Genomic DNA, 20,400 nt, shown 5'->3' with positions numbered 1-20,400 from the left:
TGTGCAGGCAGGTTGGGCGCCTGGGTGTATCGGGGCCGCAAAGCGGCCCCTGGATCAGGCGCCCGTGCGACGCCGCAAGGTCTCGGAGGGCAACTCGCCGAACTGCTGCCGGTAGCTCTCGGAAAACCGCCCCAGGTGCAGGAAGCCATAGTCCATCGCCAACTCGGTCACGCTGCGCACCGCGCAGCTGGCATCGCTCAGGCAGGCGTGCACCTGCTCCAGCTTGCGCTGGCGAATGTACTGCCTGGGGGTGGTCCCCAGGTGCCGGTCGAACAGCGCGTACAACGAGCGCACGCTCATGCACGCCTGCTCGGCCAAGCCTTCGGCGGACATCTCCAGCTTCAGGTTGTGCTCGATGTGCTCGAGGATTCGCTCCAGGCTGGCCCCCGGCGTACCGAGGCATTCACGGCGGACGTTGGTGGTCAGCAGGGTCAGCAGCTTGCTGGCGACGATCTGGCTGTAGTGCCCCTGCACCCGCGGCAGCGAATCGCTCACCTCGGCCTCGTGGCAGATCATCGCCAGCAGGCTGACGAAACCGTCCAGCTCCTCCAGCCGGTAGTGATTGCGCAAGAAGCGTACGCCTGCGCTGGGTCGCTGCCAGCGCTGCTCGTCGCAGATCGACTCGAGCAGGCGGGTCGGCACCTTGAGGATGAACTTCTCGCAATCTTCCGAGTAGGTCAGGTCGACCGGGTCGTCCGGGTTGATCAGCAGCAGTTCGCCCGGCACCAGGTGGTGCTCGCGCTGGTGCCCGCGCCACAGGCAATTGCCGTTGAGCAGCACTTGCAGGTGGTAGATGGTCTCCAACGCCGGCGAGGTGACGCGCACGCTGCCGCCGTAGCTGATGCGGCACAGGTCGAGGTCGGCGAACTTGCGATGGCTCAGGCTGGCCTGGGGGTGGGTGCTTCGGGACAGGCCGATGCAATGCTGGCCCACATGCCGGTTGACGTAGTCGGAAACGGCATAGGGGTCGGCGTGATGGAACACGCTGCTGCGCTCGCTCAACAGGCGGCTTTCCATAGGCAAGGCACTCGGCTTCGTTATTGTTCTGGTCGCCGCTTCCTACGGGCGCGAGGGCCTGTGGTCGCGGTCGTTCACGGTCATTCTATCGGGCCGGCGGGGGAATTCAGGGCTCAGGCGACCACCGGCGATGCTTGCACACACTAAGCAAAAAGCCGAGAGCCAGGCAATGCGACCAAGGAAAGGTCGTGCGGATAGCGGACAGGGCTGGACGGGTAGCCGGGCGATTATCGGACAAATTTTGAATCCAGATGGGCAAGCTGACCCCAACAAGCTCAATGCGCCGCCATGTCCTGACGAACCGCCCAACCCTGGCTGCGAGCCCGGAACTGCCGTGGCGCGATGGAGAACAGCTCACGAAAACGCCGGTAGAAATGCGGGAAGCTGACGAACCCGCTGGCCACCGCCACTTCGGTCAGCGACTTGCTGGTGTGCTGCAGCAACTGCCGCGCATGGGTCAGGCGCAGCTCCAGGTAGTAGCGCGGCGGCGTGGCCTGGACATGGCGGCGGAACAGGCGCTCCAGGTGACGCCGGGAAAGCCCGGCATGGCGGGCGATCTCGTCGATGCAGATAGGGTCCTCGATATTGGCATGCATCAGTTCAAGGGCCAGGCGCACACCGCGCGGCAAGGTCGGGTCGATGTCCGGCGCGGCCGCCGGCAGGCTGGCCTGCACCCGTGAACGGTCGCAGGCCAGCATCTGCTCCACGGCCCGGCGCAGCAGCTCGCCCCCGCTGTGTTCGAGCAGCCCGAGCATCATGTCCAGGGCACTGCTGGCGCCGGCACAACTCATGCGCTTGCGATCCAGCACATGGGCCAGCCGGCTGACCCGCACATGCGGGAACAGCTCGTTCATCATCGCCCGGCCATCGGGGTGGAAGGCGCATTCATGGTCATTGAGCAGGCCGGCCTCGGCCAGGAAGTAGGCCCCGTTCCACAGGCCACCGAGCAGGCAGCCTTGCTGGTCGGCCTGGCGTAGCTTGCCACGCAACAACGGATCGTTCTCCAGGCGCACCCGGAAACCACCGCACACCAGCAGGATGTCCAGCCCCTGCACATCGAGCTCGGCCAGCGGCGTGTTGACCGGCAAGGCCAGCCCCAGGTCGCTCATGACCTGGCTGCCCTCGCCCACCACCTGGATCTGGAACAACGGCGTGGCGCTCATCAGGTTGGCGGTCACCAGGGTGTCCATGGCAGCGGTGAAGGCCATCATGGAGAAGTGCTCGCGCAGGACGAAGGCCACCCGCCGGCACGGCTGCGACAGCGCCGTGCGGCCAGACGGATCCAGGTGGGCCAGGTTGGTGTTCTTCAGGACGCTTTCGAAATGACTCATGGCTCGACTCACAGGCAGCCGGTGCCCCGGCCAGGCCAGGGCGGGTGGGAGAAAAACGTTTACTTGCCGGCGGCGTCGCGGGACGCCTGCAGCCACTCGTCGAACTGCTGGCGGTGGGCGGCGACCCATTCCTTGGCGTGGCGCTGGATATCGGCAGGCTTCTTCTCGCCCTGCTGCATCTTCAGGTTCTGCGCGCTCTCGTCGTCGGTGCTGATCTGCACCAGCGAGAGGAACTTCAGCGCCGCCGGGTTCTTGTCGGCGAAGTCCTTGTTCAGCACGGCCACCACCTTGTCCACGGCAAAGCCCAGGTTCTTGCCCTTGTACAGGGTGTCGACATCGTTGTTGCCGTCAGGCAGGTCGGTCTTGGGCACTTCCAGCCAGACCACGTCGCGGCCTTCGACCAGCACGCTGGCGATCCACTGCGGTACCCAGGTGAAATACAGGATCGGCTTGCCATCCTTGTAGCGGGTGATGGTGTCGGCCATCAGTGCGAAGTACGAGCCTTGGTTGACGTGCACGGTCTTCTCCAGGTCGTAGGCCTTCATGTGGTGGGCGATCACCAATTCGCAGCCCCAGCCCGGGTTGCAGCCGGTCAGATCGGCCTTGCCATCGCCGTCGGTGTCGAACAGCTTGGCGATCTCTGGCTTCTTCAGGTCGGTGATGTACTTGATGTTGTGCGCATCGGCGGTCTTCTTGTCGATCAGGTAGCCCTGGCTCACTCCGGGCAGGATGTTGCCGGTCTTGACCATCGCGCTGTCACCGCCGGCCTGCTGGTAGAACTTGTCGTGCAGCTTCTCCCACAGGTGCACGGTGAAGTCGGCGTCGCCATTGGCCAAGGCCACCATCATCACGCCGTACTCGGTCTCCTTCGGTTCCTGGACCTTGTAGCCCAGTTCACGCAAGCCTTCCATGGCCACCTCGCCACGGAAGCGCTCCTCGGCGATGGAGGGGAAGATCGGCGTGACCTTGGCGCCCTCGCCCGGCTTTTCGGCCGAGGCGCTGGCGCACAGGGAGGCGGCCACCAGCGACAAGGCGGTGGCGCATTGCAGGACGCTACGGGAGAACTTGGATCGATGCATTGTCACTTACCTTCTTCTGGTTGTTCTTTACAGGTAGGGCAGATGGGGTCGGTGGGCTCAGGCGGCCTTGCGTGGTGCGCCCTGCCCTGAACCACACAGGCGCAGCAGCAGGCCCACGGGGCCGGTGTGGTACCAGCGCAGGCTTGGGTCGGCGCTGCTGCGCGCGCCCATGGCCTGGGTCAGGCGGTCGAGGAAGATCGCCAGCAGCACCAGCCCTACCCCGCCGACCGTGGCCAGGCCCATGTCCAGGCGGCCGATACCGCGCAGCACCATCTGCCCCAGGCCACCCACCGAAATCATCGAAGCGATCACCACCATCGACAGCGACAGCATCAGGGTCTGGTTCATGCCCGCCATGATGGTCGAGGTGGCCAGGGGCAGTTGCACCCGGGTCAGCATCTGCCGCGGCGTGCAACCGAAGGCGCGCGCCGCCTCGATCTTGTCTTCCGGCACCTGGCGGATCCCCAGGTTGGTCAGGCGCACCAGCGGCGGCAGGGCGAAGACGATGGTCACCAGCACGCCCGGCACGTTGCCGATGCCAAACAGCATCACCACCGGCACCAGGTAGACGAACGCCGGCAAGGTTTGCATGGCATCGAGCACCGGGCGCACCACCCGCTCCAGGTGATCGCTGCGGGCGCAGAGGATGCCCAGCGGGATGCCGATCACCGCGCAGAAGAACACCGAGGTCAGCACCAGCGCCAGGGTGGTCATGGATTCCGACCACACGCCGATCAGCCCCAGCAGGGTCAGGGTGACGAAGCACAGCAGCGCCATGCGCCGGCCGGCCAACTGCCAACCGAGCAACGACGAAAGGATGATGCCGATGCTCGGCGGGATGCTCTGCAGCACGAACTCGATACCGTTGAGCACCTGGTCGATCGGCCAGCGGATGGCACGGAATACGTCGCGGAAGTTGTGCACCAGAAAATTCAGGGTGGCTTCCACCCAGTCACCCAGCGGCAGGGTGGCGGACTGGAACGGGTCGAGAAGACTGAACTCGGACATCGGGGCTTACCTCTTCTTGTGGCCGCAGGCGCTCATCGGCACCCGCGACGGGCGCTCAGTGGCGGCTCAGGGTCTGCAGCAGCTCGTTCTTGGAAATGGTGCCTTTGAGGGCGCCGGCGCGGTCGAGCACGGGTACCGGGTAAGGCAGGCTGGCAACGATACCCAGCACGTCATGCAGGGGCGTGTCGATGTACACCGGCTGCTGCTCGTGCAGGCTGTAGCGATCGCTGGCCGAGGCGCCGTTGACGTCGGTGTCGACCACGCCAAGCAACTGGCCATGCTCGTCGACCAGGTAGCCGTACGGCACCCCGGGCTTGAAGCGTGGCGCCTTGCCGTTGACCCGGCACACCGTCTCTGGATCGAACTGGGCGACATCCCCTGCCTTGAGCACCCGCGAGCTGTCGAAGCCTTTGAAGAAGGTGCGCACGTACTCGTTGGCCGGCTGGTTGATCAGCTCCTGGGGCGTGCCGATCTGCACCACCCGGCCGCCTTCCATGATCGCGATGCGATGGCCGATGCGGATGGCTTCCTCAATGTCGTGGGAAATGAAGATGATGGTGCGTTGCTGCTCGGCCTGCAGGCGGATCAGCTCGCCCTGCATCTCGCTGCGGATCAGTGGGTCGAGGGCCGAGAAGGCCTCGTCCATCAGCAGGATCGCCGGGTCGTTGGCCAGCGCGCGGGCTAGGCCCACGCGCTGCTGCATGCCACCGGAGAGCTGGTGCGGGTAACTGTGCTCGTGGCCAGCGAGGCCAACCTGGCTCAAGGCTTCGCGGGCCCTGGCGTGGCGCTCCTGCTCCGGGACGCCGGCGATCTCCAGGCCGAAGGCGGTGTTCTCCAGCACGCTCATGTGGGGCATCAGGGCGAAGGACTGGAACACCATCCCCATTTCCTTGCGCCGCACGTCGAGCAAGTCCTTGTCGGACAGACCGGTGATCTCTCTGCCGTTGAGGTGGATACTGCCGGCGGTGGGTTCGATCAGGCGGTTGAACAAGCGCACCATGGTCGACTTGCCCGACCCGGACAGGCCCATGATGACGAAGATCTCGCCACGCTTGACGGAAAAGCTTGCATCGAACACGCCGACGACGTGGCCGGTCTTGCTGAAAATCTCATTCTTGTCGGCACCCTTGCGCAACATCTCCATGGCCATGTCCGGGTTCGGACCAAACACCTTGAAAATATTGTTCACCGAAAGAATTTCATCGGCATGGCTCATACGACCCTCTTCTTATGCTTATAACCAATCTTCAAACATCGCACTTCTCGGGTAAGGCGGGTTCGGATCAGTGCGAGTACGCTTGGCAGTCCGTTCAAGTTCGAACGCGAGTCAAACCGGCACGCAGGCGGCCCTGCTTGGAAAAATTCTCGACATCGATGTCTTCGATGCCGCGCCGTTGCTTTCACGTTAGGCCCAGGGGGGGAGCGGGGTCCAACGACATTTAGGGCGCGCTAACCATTACCTGGGGTTATCAATGCCCTGGCGAGCGCACTGTCCTGCAGGTTCCAGCGGGGCCACGGCTTCCCCAGGGCAAGCGCATACCGCCGCGAAGGGCCGCATGGCCGTGCCCCGCGCCCCGACGCAGCGGTTTACCGCCTGGGCGCTCCCACGCTAGAGTGAGGCACACCGCGCCCTCCCCAGCCCCACGAAGGACCTCGACGCCCTGCCCCATGGCCAGACACACCGAACCCGATCAGACCCTGATCAAGATGCCCTCCCTGCGTGCGGTCAAGGTCTTCGTCGCCGCCGCCAAGTATCAGAACTTCACCCGCGCCGCCGAGGCCCTGTGCGTGACCCAGGCGGCGGTCAGCCGGCAGATCCGCGAGCTCGAGGCGCACCTGGGCGCCGAACTGTTCACCCGCGCCGGGCGTGCGGTGGAGCTGACCGTGGCCGGCTCGATCTTCTTCGATGCCGTGCAGTTGTCGTTCGTCAACATTTCCCAGGCCGCCGAGCGCATCCGCAGCAACACCAACACCAAGCACGTGGTCACCCTGTGCTGCTCGCCAGCGTTCTCCGCGCTCTGGCTCGGGCCTCGGCTGCCGCGGTTCTTCGAGGAGAACCCGGACATCGACATCAACCTCATCACCACCCAGAACTTCCTGTCCATGGAGCCGGGGGCGCGGCCGGACATCTTCATCTCCAAGCTGGGCAGGATCCACGAAGGCTACCGCTGCCAGCCGCTGAACCACGACATCATCTACCCGGTGTGCTCGCCCCAGTACCTGGAGCAGCATCCGGAGCTGCGCACCCTGGAAGGCATCCGGGATGGTGCCCTGCTCAACCTCAGCCCTTATGGCCGCTCCCAGGTCGCCGAGCACGTGGACTGGAACGTTTGGCTGGCCTTCCATGACATCGACCTGAAGAGCCGGGCCAGCCAGGCACCGCACTTCTTCAACGCCAACGACTACAACCTGCTGGTGCAGCTCGCCCAGAGCCACCAGGGCGTGGTGCTCGGCTGGCATATCCTGGTGGCGCCGCTGGTCGCCCAGGGCCTGCTGGTGCGGCCGGTGCCCCAGGAGGTGGTGCTCAAGGACACCTTCCACTACCTGTCGTTCAACGAAGACAAGGAGCACGACTCCAGCTGCCGCCGCCTGCGTGACTGGTTGCTGGCACAATACGAGCCACTGCAACGGGACGATCCCGGCGCCATAACGCCAGCTCATCGATCGCTCCGCTAGCGACGAGCCGTGAGCAAGGCCGCAGTTCTTGCCATACACCGATGCTGTCAGAGCCGGCGATGGGCTGCGAAGCAGCCCCACAGGCGCCAAGCCGATCACACATGAGGGTGGCTTGCAGGGCCGTGTGGGAGCGGGCTTGCCCGCGAACAAGGCGCAACCCTTGCCCTGTACCGCTGGTATCACGACCGGCCCATAGGCTACTGCACCGGCAGGAAGTTCATCAGCAACAGGCTCTGCGCATAGTTCAGCCCGATCCTCCGGTAGCGCTCGTCGAGCATCTGCGCCAGCAGGTCCAGCCTCGCCACGATCTTGCCGAACTCCACCGCGAAACTCAGGTTGCTGCCCTCCTCGGAAATCTCGTTGGAGAACAGCAACAGCACACCATTGGCATCCTGGCGCTGGCTGAGCATCCAGGTGGCCTTCTCGATATTGCGCGCAGCGTTGTTGACGAACAGCGGGTCGATGGTATCGGTCATGTAGAACTCGGTGCGCCCGCCATGGGCGGTGATCAGCATGCTGCCGATGGCGTAGATGAAGGCACCGACCCGGTCGCCACGAAACTCCGGGCTCAAGGCATAGCTCAGCGCTGCCAGGTCGCGGCGGTTGCCCAGTTGCGGCAACGGCTGGCGCTGTTCGATGGCCAGGCGGATCTGCCGCTCGGCGGTGGCGGCATCGAGGTAGCCGGACTGCTTCCACTGGCTGGGGTTGCGCAGGTACAGCTTGTTCATCAGCAGGTACAGGCTCTGCAGGTTGTCACGCATGGACAGGGTGGCCATGCGGTCGACGCTGGTCTGGAACAGCTCGCTGGGCTGACCGTCGCCGAACTGGCTGATGATGTCACGGCCCTGCTGCTGGGTGCAGGCGCACAGGGCGGTCAACGCACCTGCCAGGAGCAGGCGCAGGGAGAGTCTGAGGTGTGGAGCAACCATCGGCACCGGGGTCTGGAATCAACGGCTGGGCCGGGAATCGGCCCAACCTGACCAGACATAGAGCGCGCAAATGGGAAAAAGTGCGGCGGGCGGTTGCAACGCCGCCCCTTGGCTCACATCGCTTGGCGCAGCATCTGCACCACCTGTGCATGCAGCGCCGGATCGCCACAGGCCACCACGCAGCCGCCGTGCTGCGCCGGGCCGCCGTCCCAGGCGGTGATCACCCCGCCCGCGCCCTCGATGATCGGGATCAGCGCCTGTACGTCGTAGGGCTGCAGGCTGGCCTCGACGATCACGTCGACGAAGCCGGACGCCAGCATGCAGTAGGCATAGCAGTCGCCACCGTAGCGCATCAACCGGGCACGGCCGGCCACGGCCTCGAAGGCCGCCTTGCGCGCGGGCGTGTCGAACATGTCCGGGGTGGTGCACATCAAGGTCGCCGCGGCCAGGTCGGCGCAGGCGCGGGTCTTCAAGGGTGTGCCGCTGCGCCAGGCGCCCTCGGGCGTGCCGACGAAACGCTCGCCGGTGAACGGCTGGTTCATCACCCCGAGGACCGGGCGCGTACCGTCGTTCAGGGCAATCAGCGTGCCCCACAATGGCAGGCCGGTGATGAAGGCGCGGGTGCCGTCGATCGGGTCGAGCACCCAGGTCAGCGGGCTGCTGCCAGCGGCCACGCCTTGCTCCTCGCCGAGGATACCGTGCTCCGGGTAGCGGGCCTGGATCTGCGCACGCATGGCATCCTCGGCGGCCTTGTCGGCCACGGTGACCGGGTCGTACAGGCGCCCGCCCTTGTCCTCGACCTCCAGGCTCGCCCGGAAATACGGCTGGATCGCCGCCGCGGCGGCATCGGCCAACTGCTCGGCGAAGACGCGGAATTCGCCAATCTGCTCAGCACTCAGGGACATGGGTCAGGCCTCGTTCAGGGAAAGGGCTCGCATCATACCCGACTCCACCCGGGATCGAAGCCTGTGTCGAACCCAGGGTGGAGCGCGCCCATTCAATCGGCGAAGTCGGTGGACAGCGACCATTCCCGCCAGTGCGCCAGTTCCCGCTCGACCAGGGCATGCTTGGCCTCGACCCGCGCGACCGCATCGCTGCCCAGCGGCAGGCGCAGCGGTGGCTGCTCGGCGTTGGCCAGGGCCAGCATGGCTTCGGCGAATCGTTGCGGGTCGCCCGGCTGGGCATGGTTGGCCGAAGCGGCGAAGGTGCGCATCTGGCCGACCGTCTGGTCATAGTCGGGCAGTTCCAGGGCGGTCTTGACCAGCGACTGGTCGTCGAGAAAATCGGTGCGGAAGAACCCCGGCTCGACCACGGTCACCTTGATGCCCAATGGCGCCAGCTCCTGGTGCATGGCCTCGCTGATGCCCTCCACGGCGAACTTGGTCGAGCCGTACACGCCCCAGCCCATGTAAGCCTGGTAGCCACCCAGCGAAGAGATGTTGATGAGGTGGCCGCTGCGCTGGCGGCGCATGTGCGGCAGCACCGCGCGGCTGACGTTGAGCACGCCGAACACGTTGGTGGCGAACAGCCGCTCGGTCTCGCTGGCGCTGGTTTCCTCCACCGCCCCCAGCACCCCGAAACCGGCATTGTTGACCAGGACATCGATACGGCCGAAGCGCTTGATGCCTGCAGCCACGGCCTGGTGGGCCTGTTCTTCGCAGGTGACGTCCAGGCGCACGGCCAGCAGGTTCGGCTGCTGGCCCAGGCGGGCCTCGATGTCCTCGGGCTTGCGTGCGGTGGCGATGACCGCATCGCCGGCCGCCAGGGCCTGTTGGGCGATCAGTGCACCGAATCCGCGGGAAGCGCCAGTGATGAGCCAGGTACGCATGTCAATTCCTCCTGTAGACGACCCTGCACCGCGCAGGGCCTTGTCGATGAGTGAGGTCACTGTACGTCTGGGCGGTTGATGTGATAATCCCATGAATTTCGCATGCTCTTGTGAGGTGCATTCAACAATGAAATCGCCCAGCACCGCCGACCTGTCGCTGTTCCTGTGCATCGCCCGGCACCTGAACTTCAGCCGCGCCGCCGTCGAACTGGGGCTCACGCCCTCGGCCCTGAGCCACGCCCTGCGCACCCTGGAAACCCGCCTGGGCGTGCGCCTGTTCAACCGCACCACGCGCAGCGTGGCCCTGACCGAGGCCGGCGAGCGCCTGTACCAGCGCCTGCAACCGGCCTTCCGCGATATCGCCGATGCCCTGGAAGATCTCGACAGCATGCGCGACAGCCCCTCTGGCAAGCTGCGCATCACCGCCGGCCGGGCCGCCGTGGAGCTGGCCTTGCTGCCGCTGGCCAGCCGTTTTTTGGCCGCCTACCCGGACGTGCGCCTGGAGATCGCCAGCGACGATGCCCTGGTGGACATGGTCGGTGCCGGCTTCGATGCCGGCGTACGCCTGGGCGAGCGCCTGCAGGCGGACATGGTGTCGCTGCCCATCGGCCCCTACCTGCGCTCGGTGGTGGTGGGCGCGCCGGCGTTCTTCGAGCGCCATCCGCGCCCCCGGCAACCCCACGACCTGCGCACCCTGCCCTGCATCGGCCACCGTTTCCCCAGCGGTGCGCTGTACCGCTGGGAGTTCGAACGGGGTGGCATGCGCCTGGAGGTGGACGTGCAGGGGCCACTGGTGCTCGGCGATGTCAGCCTGATGCCCGACGCCGCCCTGGAGGGCGTGGGCCTGGCCTATGTGTTCGAGGACATGGTCCGCGAGCACCTGGCCAGCGGCCGGCTGGTGCAGGTGCTGGAGGACTGGACGCCCTACTACCCGGGCTTGCACCTGTACTACCCGAGCCGACGCCATGTACCGGCAACCCTGAAGGCCTTCATCGAGTTCGTGCGCAGCCAGCGCGACGCCGATTTGTAACGCCAGGTTGCAGGCCCTCCTGCGGCCACTGGCGTTTTGCCCCCATGCGGTTTTTACTTGCAGAGTGCCTGGCGCGTGGCTGGGCTGCCGACGGCTGGAGATCCCGCCATGCGCCAAGACCATCTCGATGGCCTGGTCACCTTTCTTGCAGTGGCCGAGGAGAAAGGCTTCTCCACGGCCGCCGTGCGCCTGGGCGTCTCGCCCTCGGCGGTCAGCCAGAGCATTCGCAGCCTGGAGCATCGCCTGGGGCTGGTGCTGTTCAACCGCACCACCCGCAGCGTGGCCTTGACCGAGGTCGGCGAGCGCTTCCTGGAGCGGGTCCAGCCGGCCCTGGAGGCCTTGACCAATGCCTCCCGCGAACTGGGCCGCGAGGCCGACCACCCCAGTGGGCTGTTGCGCCTGAACGTGCTGCGGGCCAGCTACCTGATCGTGCTGCAACCGATCCTGCGGCGCTTTCTCGCCACCTACCCGGAGATCAGCCTGGAGCTGCGGGTGGAGAACCAACTGGTAGACATCATCGCCCAGGGGTTCGACGCCGGTATCCGCTTCGGTGCGGCGGTCGACAAGGACATGGTCGCCCTGACGGTCGGCCCGCCGCTGCAGGCGCAGGTCATCGCCGCCCCCGACTACCTGGCCCGCCATGGCCGCCCCCAGCATCCACGGGCGTTGCTCGAGCACGACTGCATCGGTTTTCGCCACAGCAGCAGCGGGCAGATCGAACGCTGGGCCTTCAGCCGCGGCAACGAGCACTTCGAGTTGCAGGTGCGTGGGCGCCTGGTGCTCAACGACTCGGAGATCCTCGTACGCTCGGCCCTCGATGGGCTGGGCATCGCCTACATGATCAATGGCTATATCGAGCCCTTTCTCGCGCAAGGGCGCCTGGTGCGCCTGCTGGAGGACTGGAGCCCGTGCTTTCCCGGCTTGCAGCTGTACTACCCGGATCGCCGCCGGGTGCCGGCCAAGCTGCGGGCATTGATCGACTTCCTGCGCGCGGAATGGGCGCAGGCGCCATTGGTGGAGGAGTTGCTGTCGTGATGCGGACCTTCATTCAGTGATCGTCCAGGGCCGCCTCGCGCCCCAGTATTTGCTAGGGCCGAACACTATGAAGCCCTGCTTCAAGCCCCTTGCAGCAAGCCCCCGTCAATGCTTCGCCGATCCTGTTGAATAATCTGCATTCGGGCAACGAAGCGGAAAGCACGCGCATGAGCGAGATCGGCAGGCTGCTGGCCGCCCTGGCCAGCCAGGCCAGGGATGGCGAAGAAAGCGTCATGGCCACGGTGGTCAGGGTCCAGGGTTCGGCCTACCGGCGCCCCGGTGCGCGCATGCTGATCGCTCGCCACGGCGGCACCGTCGGCATGGTCAGCGGCGGCTGCCTGGAAGGCGAGCTGGCCCGCCGCGCCTGGTGGCTGACCGAGGGCGCAGAACCGGTGCTGCGTACCTACAGCACCGGCGTCCGGGACGGCGATGCCGATGAACAGGAGGCCCTGGCCTTTGGCCTGGGCTGCAACGGCACGGTGGATATCCTGCTCGAACGTGTCCGCGAGCTCGACCGTTACCTGCCGGCATGCCTGTTGCGCGAGGTCCGTGCCAGCCGCACCCCTGCGGTGCTGGCCACGGTGATCGACAGCACCTTCGCCGGCCTGGGCCTGGGTGCACGGGCCTGCCTCGACGCACGGGGCGTGCAACTGCCGCCCGGCCTGCCTGACGCGCTGGTCGAGCGGCTGGCCCTCGACCTGCACCAGGTGGCCGCGCAGCGCCGCAATGCCAGCCAGGCCTACCTGTGGCAAGAGCAGCGCTGCGAAGTGCTGTTCGAGTACCTGGCGGCACCGCGCCGGCTGGTGCTGTTCGGCGCAGGCCACGATGCACAACCCCTGGCGAACATGGCCGCGCAGCAGGGTTGGCAGGTCTGCGTGGTGGATGCGCGCCGCCACTTCGCCCGGCGCGAGCGTTTCCCCGAGGCCGAGCAAGTGCTGCACCTGGAACTGCAGCGCCCCGTCAACCTAGCGGCCCTGCTCGACGATGCCGCCGTGGTGGTGATGAGCCACAGCCTGGCCCAGGACCGTCACTGGCTGGCCCAGGCCCTGGCTCATCGCAGCGCCTATATCGGCCAGCTCGGCCCACGGGAGCGCACCGAACGCCTGCTCGACGAGATCGGCGCCGGCAGCGACGCCCGCCAACGCCTGCACTACCCCATGGGCCTGGATATCGGCGCCGAGGGCCCGGAAGCCGTGGCCTTGTCGGTGCTGGCGGAGATCGCCGGGCACTTCAACGGCCGCGACGGCCGCCCGCTGCGCCTGTGCAACGCCCCCATCCACGATGGCCTGGGGGCGTTGCACGGCTGAGCCTCAGGCCTTGCGCAGCGCCTGGGGATCGATGGGCAGGCTGCGCAGGCGCTTGCCGGTGGCGGCGAACACCGCGTTGACCACCGCCGGCGCCACCGTCACCGTGGCCACCTCGCCCAGGCCGCCCGGCGCCTCGGGGCTGTCGATGCGGAAGGTATCGAGCGTTGGTGTCTCGTTTAGGCGCAGCATCCGGTAGCTGTCGAAGTTGCCCTGCTCGACCCGGCCGTCCTTGAAAGTGATATTGCCGAACAGCGCCGCCGTCAGGCCGAACAGGGTGCCGCCCTGGACCTGTGCCACCACGCTGTCAGGGTTGATGGCGATGCCGCAGTCGACCACTGTGGTGATGCGTTCGACGGTAACGTTGCCGGCATCGTCCACGCTCACCTCGGCCACCTGCGCCGAGTAGGTGCTGAAACAGTAGGTCAGAGCCAGGCCACGGCCCCTGCCGGCGGGCAAGGGATCGGCCCAGCCGGACTTGTCCTTGAGCGTTTCCAACACCTTCAGTGCCCGTGGGTGGGCCTCGAGCAACGGGTAGCGGAAGTCGAACGGGTCGCGCCCGGCCAGGTGCGCCAGCTCGTCCATCAGGCCCTCGACCATGAAGGCGTTCTGGGTATGCCCGACCCCGCGCCAGAACGCCGGCAGAATCCCCGCCGGCGGCTCGTGACGCACGTAGTGCACCGCCAGGTTGGGGAAGGCATAGGGGCCGCAGGCATCGCGCACGGCATCACGGTCGACGCCATTGACGAAGGCCGCCGGCAACCAGCGGGCGAGGATCGAGCCGCCGGTGATCTTGTGGGTCCAGGCCACCGGCCTGCCCTCTTCGTCCAGGGCCGCGCTGAGGTGGTTGTAGTGATAGGGCCGCAGGGTGCTGTGGCGCGTGTCTTCCTCACGCGACCAGATGACCTTCAGCGGATAGTCCACCTGCTTGGCCAGCTTCACCGCGTCGCTGACGAAATCCACGTCCAGGCGGCGACCGAAACCACCGCCGAGCAAGTGGTTGTGGACCGTCACGGCCTCTTCCGGCAGGCCGGTGATCTGCGCCGCCACGGCCTTGGCCCGGGCGGGCACCTGGCTCCCCAGCCATAGTTCGCAGGCGTCCTTGCGCACATGCACGGTGCAGTTGACCGGCTCCAGGCAAGCATGGGCCAGCCAGGGCACCTGGTACACCGCGTCGATACGCTTGCTGGCCTTGGCCAGGGCTGAGGCGGCATCCCCCTCGACCCGCACCTGCACCCCCGGCTGTTCGGCCGCCTTGCGCATGGCTTCGAGCATCTGCGCGCTGGACATCCCGGCGTTGGCACCTTCGTTCCACTTCGGCTGGAGCAGCGCCATGCCCTTGCGCGCCGCCCCCATGTGATCGGCCACCACCGCCACGGCGTTGTCGCTGTGCAATACCTGGCGCACACCCGCGACCGCCAGGGCCGGCGCCGGGTCGAGCTCGGCCAGGGTACCGCCGACCACCGGGCACAACTGGATCGCCGCCACCTTCATGCCGTCCGGGTGGGCGTCGATGCCGAACACCGCCTGGCCGTTGATCTTGTCTGGCGAATCGGTACGCGGCGCCGGCGTGCCGATCAGCTTGAAGTCCTTCGGGTCCTTCAGCGGGATCTGCTCCGGCAGCGGCAGGCCGGCGGCGGCATCCACCAACTCGCCGTAGGCCAGCTGGCGGCCACTGCCTGGGTGCAGCACCTTGCCCTGCTCGGCCCGGCAACTGGCTGGGTCGACCTTCCACTGCGAGGCCGCTGCGGCTACCAGCAGGATACGCGCCGCCGCGCCCGCCTCGCGCAGCGGCTTCCAGTTGCCCGGCACCGAGGTCGAGCCCCCCGTGACCTGGAAGCCCAGCACCGGGTTGGCGTAGCGTTTGTCGTCGGCCGGAGCATGCTCGACGGTGACCTGGTCGAGGCCGACTTCCAGCTCTTCGGCGATCAACGCCGGCATCGAGGTGTAGGTGCCCTGGCCCATCTCCACCGGTTGGATGGTCAGGTAGACATGGCCCTGGCGATCGATGCGCACGTAGGCGTTGGGCGCGAATGCTGCCGCTTCGGCCTGCACGGCACGCACGCCCAGCGGCAAGGCGAAGCTGATCAGCAGCCCGCCGCCGACAGCGGCGCTGGCCTTGAGGAAACCACGCCGGCTGAGGCCTGGGGCAGGTTCATGGCGGGTCATGTCACACCTCCACCTGGCCGGAGGCGGTCTTGATCGCCTGGCGGATACGCACATAGGTGCCGCAGCGACAGATGTTGCCGGACATGGCGCCGTCGATCGCGGCATCGTCCGGCGTGGGGTTGCTGGCCAGCAGCGCGGTCGCCGACATGATCTGGCCGGTTTGGCAATAGCCGCACTGGACCACTTCGTGCTTGAGCCAGGCGGCCTGCACGCGCTTGCCCAGCTCGGTCTGGCCAATGCCTTCGATGGTGGTGATGTCCGCACCGGCCAGGGCGCCGACCGGCATCATGCAGGCGCGCACCGCCGAGCCGTTCATGTGCACCGTGCAGGCCCCGCACAGGGACAGGCCGCAGCCGAACTTGGTGCCGGTCATGCCCAGCACGTCGCGCAAGACCCAGAGCAGCGGCGTGTCGTCCTCGACCTCCACCTGATGCTCATGGCCGTTGATCTTCAGGGTGTGGACCATTGGACGATCTCCTCGGGGGTGTTGGGCGCTCACGGCTTGTCGTTATCGTTCTGGGCCCGGCCTTCGCGGCCTCGGGCGGGTAACCTGTAAAGGGTAGTGACTGGAGCGCGAGGGAAAAACCGCGCAAGGCTGCAAGCGGCATGAAGGCAAACTTAATGATCACGGCAACGCTGCCAGCCCGCGATTGCATCGGCGTGCCCTGCACAGTACGGTGATGCCCACACCCAAGGAGCCCCGCATGACCACCACCGCTGTCGCCCTCGTCCTGGCCGCCGGCCACAGCCAACGCTTCGGCAGCGACAAGCGCCAGCAGCGCCTGGACACCGGCCAGACCCTGCTCGAAGCCAGCCTGGCCCTGCCCTGCGCGCGGCTGGCCGAGGTCTGGCTGGCCTTGCGCGATGACGACCGCGCCCCGGCCACGCTGCCGGCCAAAGTGCGCGTGCTGCAGTCCGGCGCCAGCCGCCTGGGCCTGGGGCACAGCATCGCCGCGAGCGTCGAGCGCATCGCCCAGGCCAGCGATGCACAGGTACTGGCCCTGTTCCTCGCCGACATGCCCTTCATCCGCCCGGCCACCTTCGAGGCCCTGCTCGCCTGTGCCGACGCCGCGCACATCTGCCGCCCCGCCTACCAGGGCCGCCCAGGGCATCCGGTGCTGTTCGGCCGCGCCTTCTGGCCCGCGCTGTGCCAGCTCGAGGGCGACAACGGCGCCCGCGCCGTGCTGCAGGCCCACCCTGGGGCGGTACGCACGGTGGACGTGGCCGACCCAGGTGTGCTGCTGGACATCGACCGCCCTGCCGACCTGCCGAGTAGCGGCCAGCGTCTAGACTGAAGAAGGAATTCCCGCGCCACTTGGCCCGGACAACCAGCACCGGCATGAACGGGGGGCTGCCGTACGTGGAGGTGTGAGATGAGCCAGTTCAAGCGATTGTTCGTCATGCTTGGCCCGCAGATGCGCCACACACCCGCCCTGCAGCGGGCGGCGGCGCTGGCCGAATCCAGCGGGGCGTTGCTGGATATCAACGTCTTCGTCGACGATGTCGACACCTTCGGCTTGATGAGCGATGGCCGCGAGCGCGAGCGACTGCTCGAGCACAATCGCCAATGGCTGGCCGACGAGGCCGAACAGCTGCGCACCGCCGGCCTGGACGTGTCCACCGAACTGCTGCTGACCCGCGACCCGTTGGCCAGCGTGCTGGAACAGGTCGAGCGGCTGGGATGCGACCTGCTGGTCAAGGACGTGCAGCACGAACCGGTGCTCAAGCGCTTGCTGGTCACGCCACTGGACTGGCAACTGCTCAAGGACAGCCCGGTCGCCGTGCACCTGGTCAGCGAGATCCGCCTGCCCTTGCCCCGGCAGATCGCCGCTGCTGTCGACCTCAACAGCCATGGCGCCGGCGAGCACCTGGACGAGCAGGTGATCCGCAGTGCCCATGCCCTGGCCTTGCAATGCAACGCCGAGCTGCACCTGCTGCACGTGTGCGACGCGGCCAAGACCCATATCGCCGATTTCGGTGCCGGCACGGTGACCATGCCCGGTTTCGACGCCAGCGTACGCACAGCGCAGCGCACAGCCTTCAACCGCCTGGGCGATCATCACCAGATCGACCTGGAGCGCCGGCATTTCCTCGAAGGGCCGGCCATCCGGGCGATCGCCCAGTTCGTCGGCCAGAGCCGGATGGATGTGATCGTCATGGGCAACCACCGCCACGATGCCATGCAGACCTTCCTCGGCGGGACCACGGCCCATGTGATCGAGCATTCGCTGTGCAACGTATTGGCGATCAAAGCGGTGCGCTGAGGCGGCTGGTCCCCATGCCGGTCAGCAAACGATAGGGGGCTGCTGTGCAGCCCATCGCCGGCAAGCCGGCTCCCAGGGCCGCGCCGTTCTTGAGGTCGGCGCCAAATTTGTGGGGCTTGCCAGCGATGGGGCGCGAAGCGGCCCCAACGCTCCCATCCTGGGGAGCAACGCCGATCAGAAGCCCTTGCTGTAGTACAGCGAGTACGACTCGATGCCGTCGTTCGGCTGCTTGAGGCCAGCGTTGGAATAGTGGATCGCACGCAAGCCGACCTTCTGCTCGCCCGGCAGCTTCAGGCCGAAGCCGAGGCGGTCCTCGAAGTTGACCGATGAGCCCAGGCGCTGGTCGCCGACGTCGGTCTTGGAGAATGCCGCCAGGCCGATACCGGCCTCGATGAACGGGGTGTAGGTGAAACCGCTGAACTCATAGACGAACACCGGGCTGAACGACAGCGAATGGGCGCCGCTGGCCTCGCCACCTTCCCAATAGGTGTAGGCCGCATCCCAGTAGCCGGTCAGGTGGCCGGTGCTGCTTTCGAACCACTTCTTGTCCCAGTCGAACGACAGGCCGACACGGTAGGTCATGTCGCCCTGGCCGGTGGCACCAATGGCACCGGAAACCTGGGCGGCCTGCGCCAGGCTGGCGCCGGCGAAAGCCAGCACAGCGGCGGCCAACGAAGCGGCGAGACGGGTTTTCATCAATGACATCTCCTGATGGTCTTCACGGACAGGCCGGCCCCCACGGCTTGCGGCCTGTTGGCAATCGGGGGCTCGTGCCCCTCGTTCTCGCTTGTTTAACCCGGCGCATCCAACCAGGTAACAAGGCGTAATACTTTTCGGATTATCGACCAGATAAACGGAAAGTTGAAAGGCATATGCCACTATTGGCTAAGACACACTGTTCCATTTGTGTAAGTAGTTTCGCTTTTTGCGCATGACAGTTCCCGACCCGCTCAGTCGTACTCTGCCTCCTCATGTTCCCCTAGCAGGCGCCGCTGCCGTGGCGTGGCCGCCGCCAGCACCTCGGGATTGAACTGCCATGCCAGGTACGGCGAGAACTTCTGCGCCACCATGCGCCGGCCGTAGTGCACCTGGAGCATGTCGCGTACCTGCCCGGCGCTGCTGTTGGCGCCGCCGCTGTGCCAGACGTCACTGCGAAATACCAATGCATCGCCCGCCTGGCACAGGACCGGGCGCGCGCCCTGCCCCTGCCAACTGTCCTCGCCTGCCTGCGGCGGGCGCCCGGCGCGATGGCTGCCGGGCACGATCCAGGTCGGGCCGATGGCCTCGTCGATGTCACACAGGTACAGGTGGGCGGTGAGGATCTGCATCGGCAGGCTGAAGTCCTGCCGCGCGCGGACCCAGTCCGGCAGCGCCATGGGCAGGTGGTCCAGGTGCAGGCCCATGCCCGGGTAGCCGGGATGGCTGCGCCAGGCGGTCTGGCCGATCACATGGCAGTCCTGGCCCAGCGCAGCCTCGGCCAGCGCGATCACCGGCGGCAGGTCGAGAAACGGCAACCACAGTGGGTCGCGGTTGAACACGCACTTGTAGTGTTCCAGCAGGCCCTGGTAGTCCCAATGGATCGGTTGCAGGTCATCGATGGCGCAACGCAGCAAGGCGATCTGCAAGGGTTCGAGGACGCGGGGCAGCAGCACATAGCCACGGTCGTGCAACGCTTGCAGCTGGACATCCAGGCTCATGAGGGGGCTCCCGGAAAATCGCCTACACCCTGTTCGACGCCCCCAGGGCCGCTGCGTTCGAACCATGGCGGGCCGTCGGTCAGGCGGCCCGGCGCTCCTCCAGCAGCTTGACGAACATGCTCAGGCTGCGCGACACCGTGCCCCGCCGCCATACCAGCCAGGTCTTGAGGTAGCGGAAGTCCTCCGACAACGGCCAGACGCTCACCGTGCTGCAGCCGGGCATGCTGTCGAGCATGCTGCGTGGCATCAGTGCCAGGCCCGCACCGGCGCTGACGCAGGCGAGCATGCCGTGATAGGACTCCATCTCGTGGATTTTGCCCGGCACGGCGTTGTCCTGGACGAACCAGTTCTCGAAGTGATGGCGGTACGAGCAGTTGGCGCGAAAGGCATAGATGTTCTCGCCGTTGACGTCACGGGCGCGGCCCACCGGGGCGTGGTTGAGCGGCGCGATGATGACCATCTCCTCCTCGAACACCGGCATGCCCTCGAGGGTCGGATGCAGCACCGGGCCATCCACGAAGGCCGCCACCAGGCGCCCCGACAGCACGCCTTCGAGCATGGTCCCCGAGGGGCCGGTGGACAGGTCCAGGTCGACCTTGGGGTAGCGCTGGTTGTAGGCCGCCAGCAGGCCCGGGATGCGCACTGCCGCGGTACTCTCCAGCGAGCCGAGGGCGAAGGTGCCCTGGGGATCCTCCCCCGCCACGGTCAGCCGCGCCTCGTGCACCAGGTCGAGGATGCGCCGGGTGTATTCGAGGAAGTTCCAGCCAGCCGGCGACAGGCGCAGACGGCTCTTCTCGCGGATGAACAACGCCACGCCCAGGTCTTCTTCCAACTGCTTGATACGGGTGGTCAGGTTCGACGGCACCCGATGGATATGCTGGGCGGCGGCGCTGATGCTGCCATGCTCGGCCACGGCCTTGAAGATCTCCAGTTGCACCAGGTCCACGGTCTTTCTCCAATCGTGAATGTTTCGCTCATTATTATTCAGTTTTCATTAAAGCCGCACACCACTAGTCTGGGCGCCAGTCGGATA

The 20,400-nt window shown here is 66.5% G+C and carries 19 protein-coding genes; 6 read left to right on the top strand and 13 right to left on the bottom strand.

Annotated elements, in window-relative coordinates; genetic code table 11:
- Window positions 1–54: 54 nt before the first annotated feature.
- The 5 genes from ABFA30_RS22855 to ABFA30_RS22835 form a co-directional block, all read right to left on the bottom strand.
- Window positions 55–1,017 carry an AraC family transcriptional regulator gene (locus ABFA30_RS22855; protein ID WP_225787913.1) on the bottom strand — a complete coding sequence of 321 codons (963 nt, stop codon included), beginning with the start codon at window positions 1,015–1,017 and terminating at the stop codon, window positions 55–57.
- Between the two features lie 275 nt (window positions 1,018–1,292).
- Window positions 1,293–2,348 carry a GlxA family transcriptional regulator gene (locus tag ABFA30_RS22850; protein ID WP_225787914.1) on the bottom strand — a complete coding sequence of 352 codons (1,056 nt, stop codon included), beginning with the start codon at window positions 2,346–2,348 and terminating at the stop codon, window positions 1,293–1,295.
- Window positions 2,349–2,407: 59 nt separating this feature from the next.
- Complete coding sequence (gene proX / locus ABFA30_RS22845) at window positions 2,408–3,427, bottom strand: glycine betaine/L-proline ABC transporter substrate-binding protein ProX (RefSeq protein WP_253090831.1); 1,020 nt, start codon at window positions 3,425–3,427, stop codon at window positions 2,408–2,410.
- Window positions 3,428–3,484: 57 nt separating this feature from the next.
- Window positions 3,485–4,435: a glycine betaine/L-proline ABC transporter permease ProW gene (gene proW, locus ABFA30_RS22840; RefSeq protein WP_225787916.1), complete on the bottom strand. Its 951-nt coding sequence runs from the start codon at window positions 4,433–4,435 to the stop codon at window positions 3,485–3,487.
- A gap of 55 nt (window positions 4,436–4,490) precedes the next feature.
- Window positions 4,491–5,651, bottom strand: coding sequence for a glycine betaine/L-proline ABC transporter ATP-binding protein (locus ABFA30_RS22835; protein WP_225787917.1), 1,161 nt, complete (start codon window positions 5,649–5,651; stop codon window positions 4,491–4,493).
- A 452-nt stretch (window positions 5,652–6,103) separates the two neighbouring features.
- Here ABFA30_RS22835 and ABFA30_RS22830 point away from each other — a divergent pair, with 452 nt between their 5' ends.
- A complete protein-coding gene (locus tag ABFA30_RS22830; protein WP_225787918.1) occupies window positions 6,104–7,111 on the top strand; it encodes a LysR family transcriptional regulator in 1,008 nt (335 codons plus the stop codon).
- A 197-nt stretch (window positions 7,112–7,308) separates the two neighbouring features.
- On the opposite strand, the gene ABFA30_RS22825 is transcribed toward ABFA30_RS22830, so the two are convergent.
- The 3 genes from ABFA30_RS22825 to ABFA30_RS22815 all read right to left on the bottom strand — a co-directional run bounded on the left by ABFA30_RS22825 (window position 7,309) and on the right by ABFA30_RS22815 (window position 9,868).
- Complete coding sequence (locus tag ABFA30_RS22825) at window positions 7,309–8,040, bottom strand: hypothetical protein (RefSeq protein WP_225787919.1); 732 nt, start codon at window positions 8,038–8,040, stop codon at window positions 7,309–7,311.
- A 113-nt stretch (window positions 8,041–8,153) separates the two neighbouring features.
- A complete protein-coding gene (gene hisN, locus ABFA30_RS22820; RefSeq protein WP_225787920.1) occupies window positions 8,154–8,945 on the bottom strand; it encodes a histidinol-phosphatase in 792 nt (263 codons plus the stop codon).
- A gap of 92 nt (window positions 8,946–9,037) precedes the next feature.
- Window positions 9,038–9,868 (bottom strand): oxidoreductase, encoded by an 831-nt coding sequence (locus ABFA30_RS22815; protein WP_225787921.1) that lies wholly within the window; start codon window positions 9,866–9,868, stop codon window positions 9,038–9,040.
- A 127-nt stretch (window positions 9,869–9,995) separates the two neighbouring features.
- On the opposite strand from ABFA30_RS22815, the gene ABFA30_RS22810 reads away from it, so the two are divergent.
- The 3 genes from ABFA30_RS22810 to ABFA30_RS22800 all read left to right on the top strand — a co-directional run bounded on the left by ABFA30_RS22810 (window position 9,996) and on the right by ABFA30_RS22800 (window position 13,240).
- Entirely contained in the window at window positions 9,996–10,898 is a 903-nt protein-coding gene (locus ABFA30_RS22810; protein ID WP_410045993.1) for a LysR family transcriptional regulator, read from the top strand.
- A 108-nt stretch (window positions 10,899–11,006) separates the two neighbouring features.
- Window positions 11,007–11,933, top strand: a complete 927-nt coding sequence (locus tag ABFA30_RS22805) for a LysR family transcriptional regulator (protein ID WP_253101384.1) — start codon at window positions 11,007–11,009, stop codon at window positions 11,931–11,933.
- A gap of 167 nt (window positions 11,934–12,100) precedes the next feature.
- Window positions 12,101–13,240, top strand: a complete 1,140-nt coding sequence (locus ABFA30_RS22800; RefSeq protein ID WP_410045992.1) for an XdhC family protein — start codon at window positions 12,101–12,103, stop codon at window positions 13,238–13,240.
- A gap of 3 nt (window positions 13,241–13,243) precedes the next feature.
- Here the strand turns inward: ABFA30_RS22800 and ABFA30_RS22795 are convergent, their stop codons facing one another.
- Entirely contained in the window at window positions 13,244–15,406 is a 2,163-nt protein-coding gene (locus ABFA30_RS22795) for a molybdopterin cofactor-binding domain-containing protein (protein ID WP_410045991.1), read from the bottom strand.
- 1 nt (window position 15,407) lies between these two features.
- Window positions 15,408–15,872 carry a (2Fe-2S)-binding protein gene (locus ABFA30_RS22790; protein WP_225787926.1) on the bottom strand — a complete coding sequence of 155 codons (465 nt, stop codon included), beginning with the start codon at window positions 15,870–15,872 and terminating at the stop codon, window positions 15,408–15,410.
- 238 nt (window positions 15,873–16,110) lie between these two features.
- Here ABFA30_RS22790 and ABFA30_RS22785 point away from each other — a divergent pair, with 238 nt between their 5' ends.
- Window positions 16,111–16,701, top strand: a complete 591-nt coding sequence (locus ABFA30_RS22785; RefSeq protein ID WP_253167760.1) for an NTP transferase domain-containing protein — start codon at window positions 16,111–16,113, stop codon at window positions 16,699–16,701.
- 78 nt (window positions 16,702–16,779) lie between these two features.
- A complete protein-coding gene (locus ABFA30_RS22780) occupies window positions 16,780–17,670 on the top strand; it encodes a universal stress protein (protein ID WP_225787928.1) in 891 nt (296 codons plus the stop codon).
- A gap of 174 nt (window positions 17,671–17,844) precedes the next feature.
- Here the strand turns inward: ABFA30_RS22780 and ABFA30_RS22775 are convergent, their stop codons facing one another.
- The 3 genes from ABFA30_RS22775 to ptrR all read right to left on the bottom strand — a co-directional run bounded on the left by ABFA30_RS22775 (window position 17,845) and on the right by ptrR (window position 20,313).
- Window positions 17,845–18,366: an acyloxyacyl hydrolase gene (locus ABFA30_RS22775; RefSeq protein WP_410045990.1), complete on the bottom strand. Its 522-nt coding sequence runs from the start codon at window positions 18,364–18,366 to the stop codon at window positions 17,845–17,847.
- Between the two features lie 254 nt (window positions 18,367–18,620).
- Window positions 18,621–19,367 carry a phytanoyl-CoA dioxygenase family protein gene (locus ABFA30_RS22770; protein ID WP_368815950.1) on the bottom strand — a complete coding sequence of 249 codons (747 nt, stop codon included), beginning with the start codon at window positions 19,365–19,367 and terminating at the stop codon, window positions 18,621–18,623.
- 79 nt (window positions 19,368–19,446) lie between these two features.
- Window positions 19,447–20,313, bottom strand: a complete 867-nt coding sequence (ptrR, locus tag ABFA30_RS22765) for a putrescine utilization regulator PtrR (protein WP_225787931.1) — start codon at window positions 20,311–20,313, stop codon at window positions 19,447–19,449.
- Window positions 20,314–20,400: the final 87 nt, after the last annotated feature.

Origin of the sequence: Pseudomonas sp. HLMP (assembly GCF_046365545.1) — a bacterium.
In the GTDB taxonomy this organism is placed as follows: Bacteria; Pseudomonadota; Gammaproteobacteria; order Pseudomonadales; family Pseudomonadaceae; genus Aquipseudomonas; species Aquipseudomonas guariconensis_B.
The sequence above is the reverse complement of the archived record's forward strand: the minus strand, read 5'-3'. Positions and strand labels throughout refer to the sequence as shown.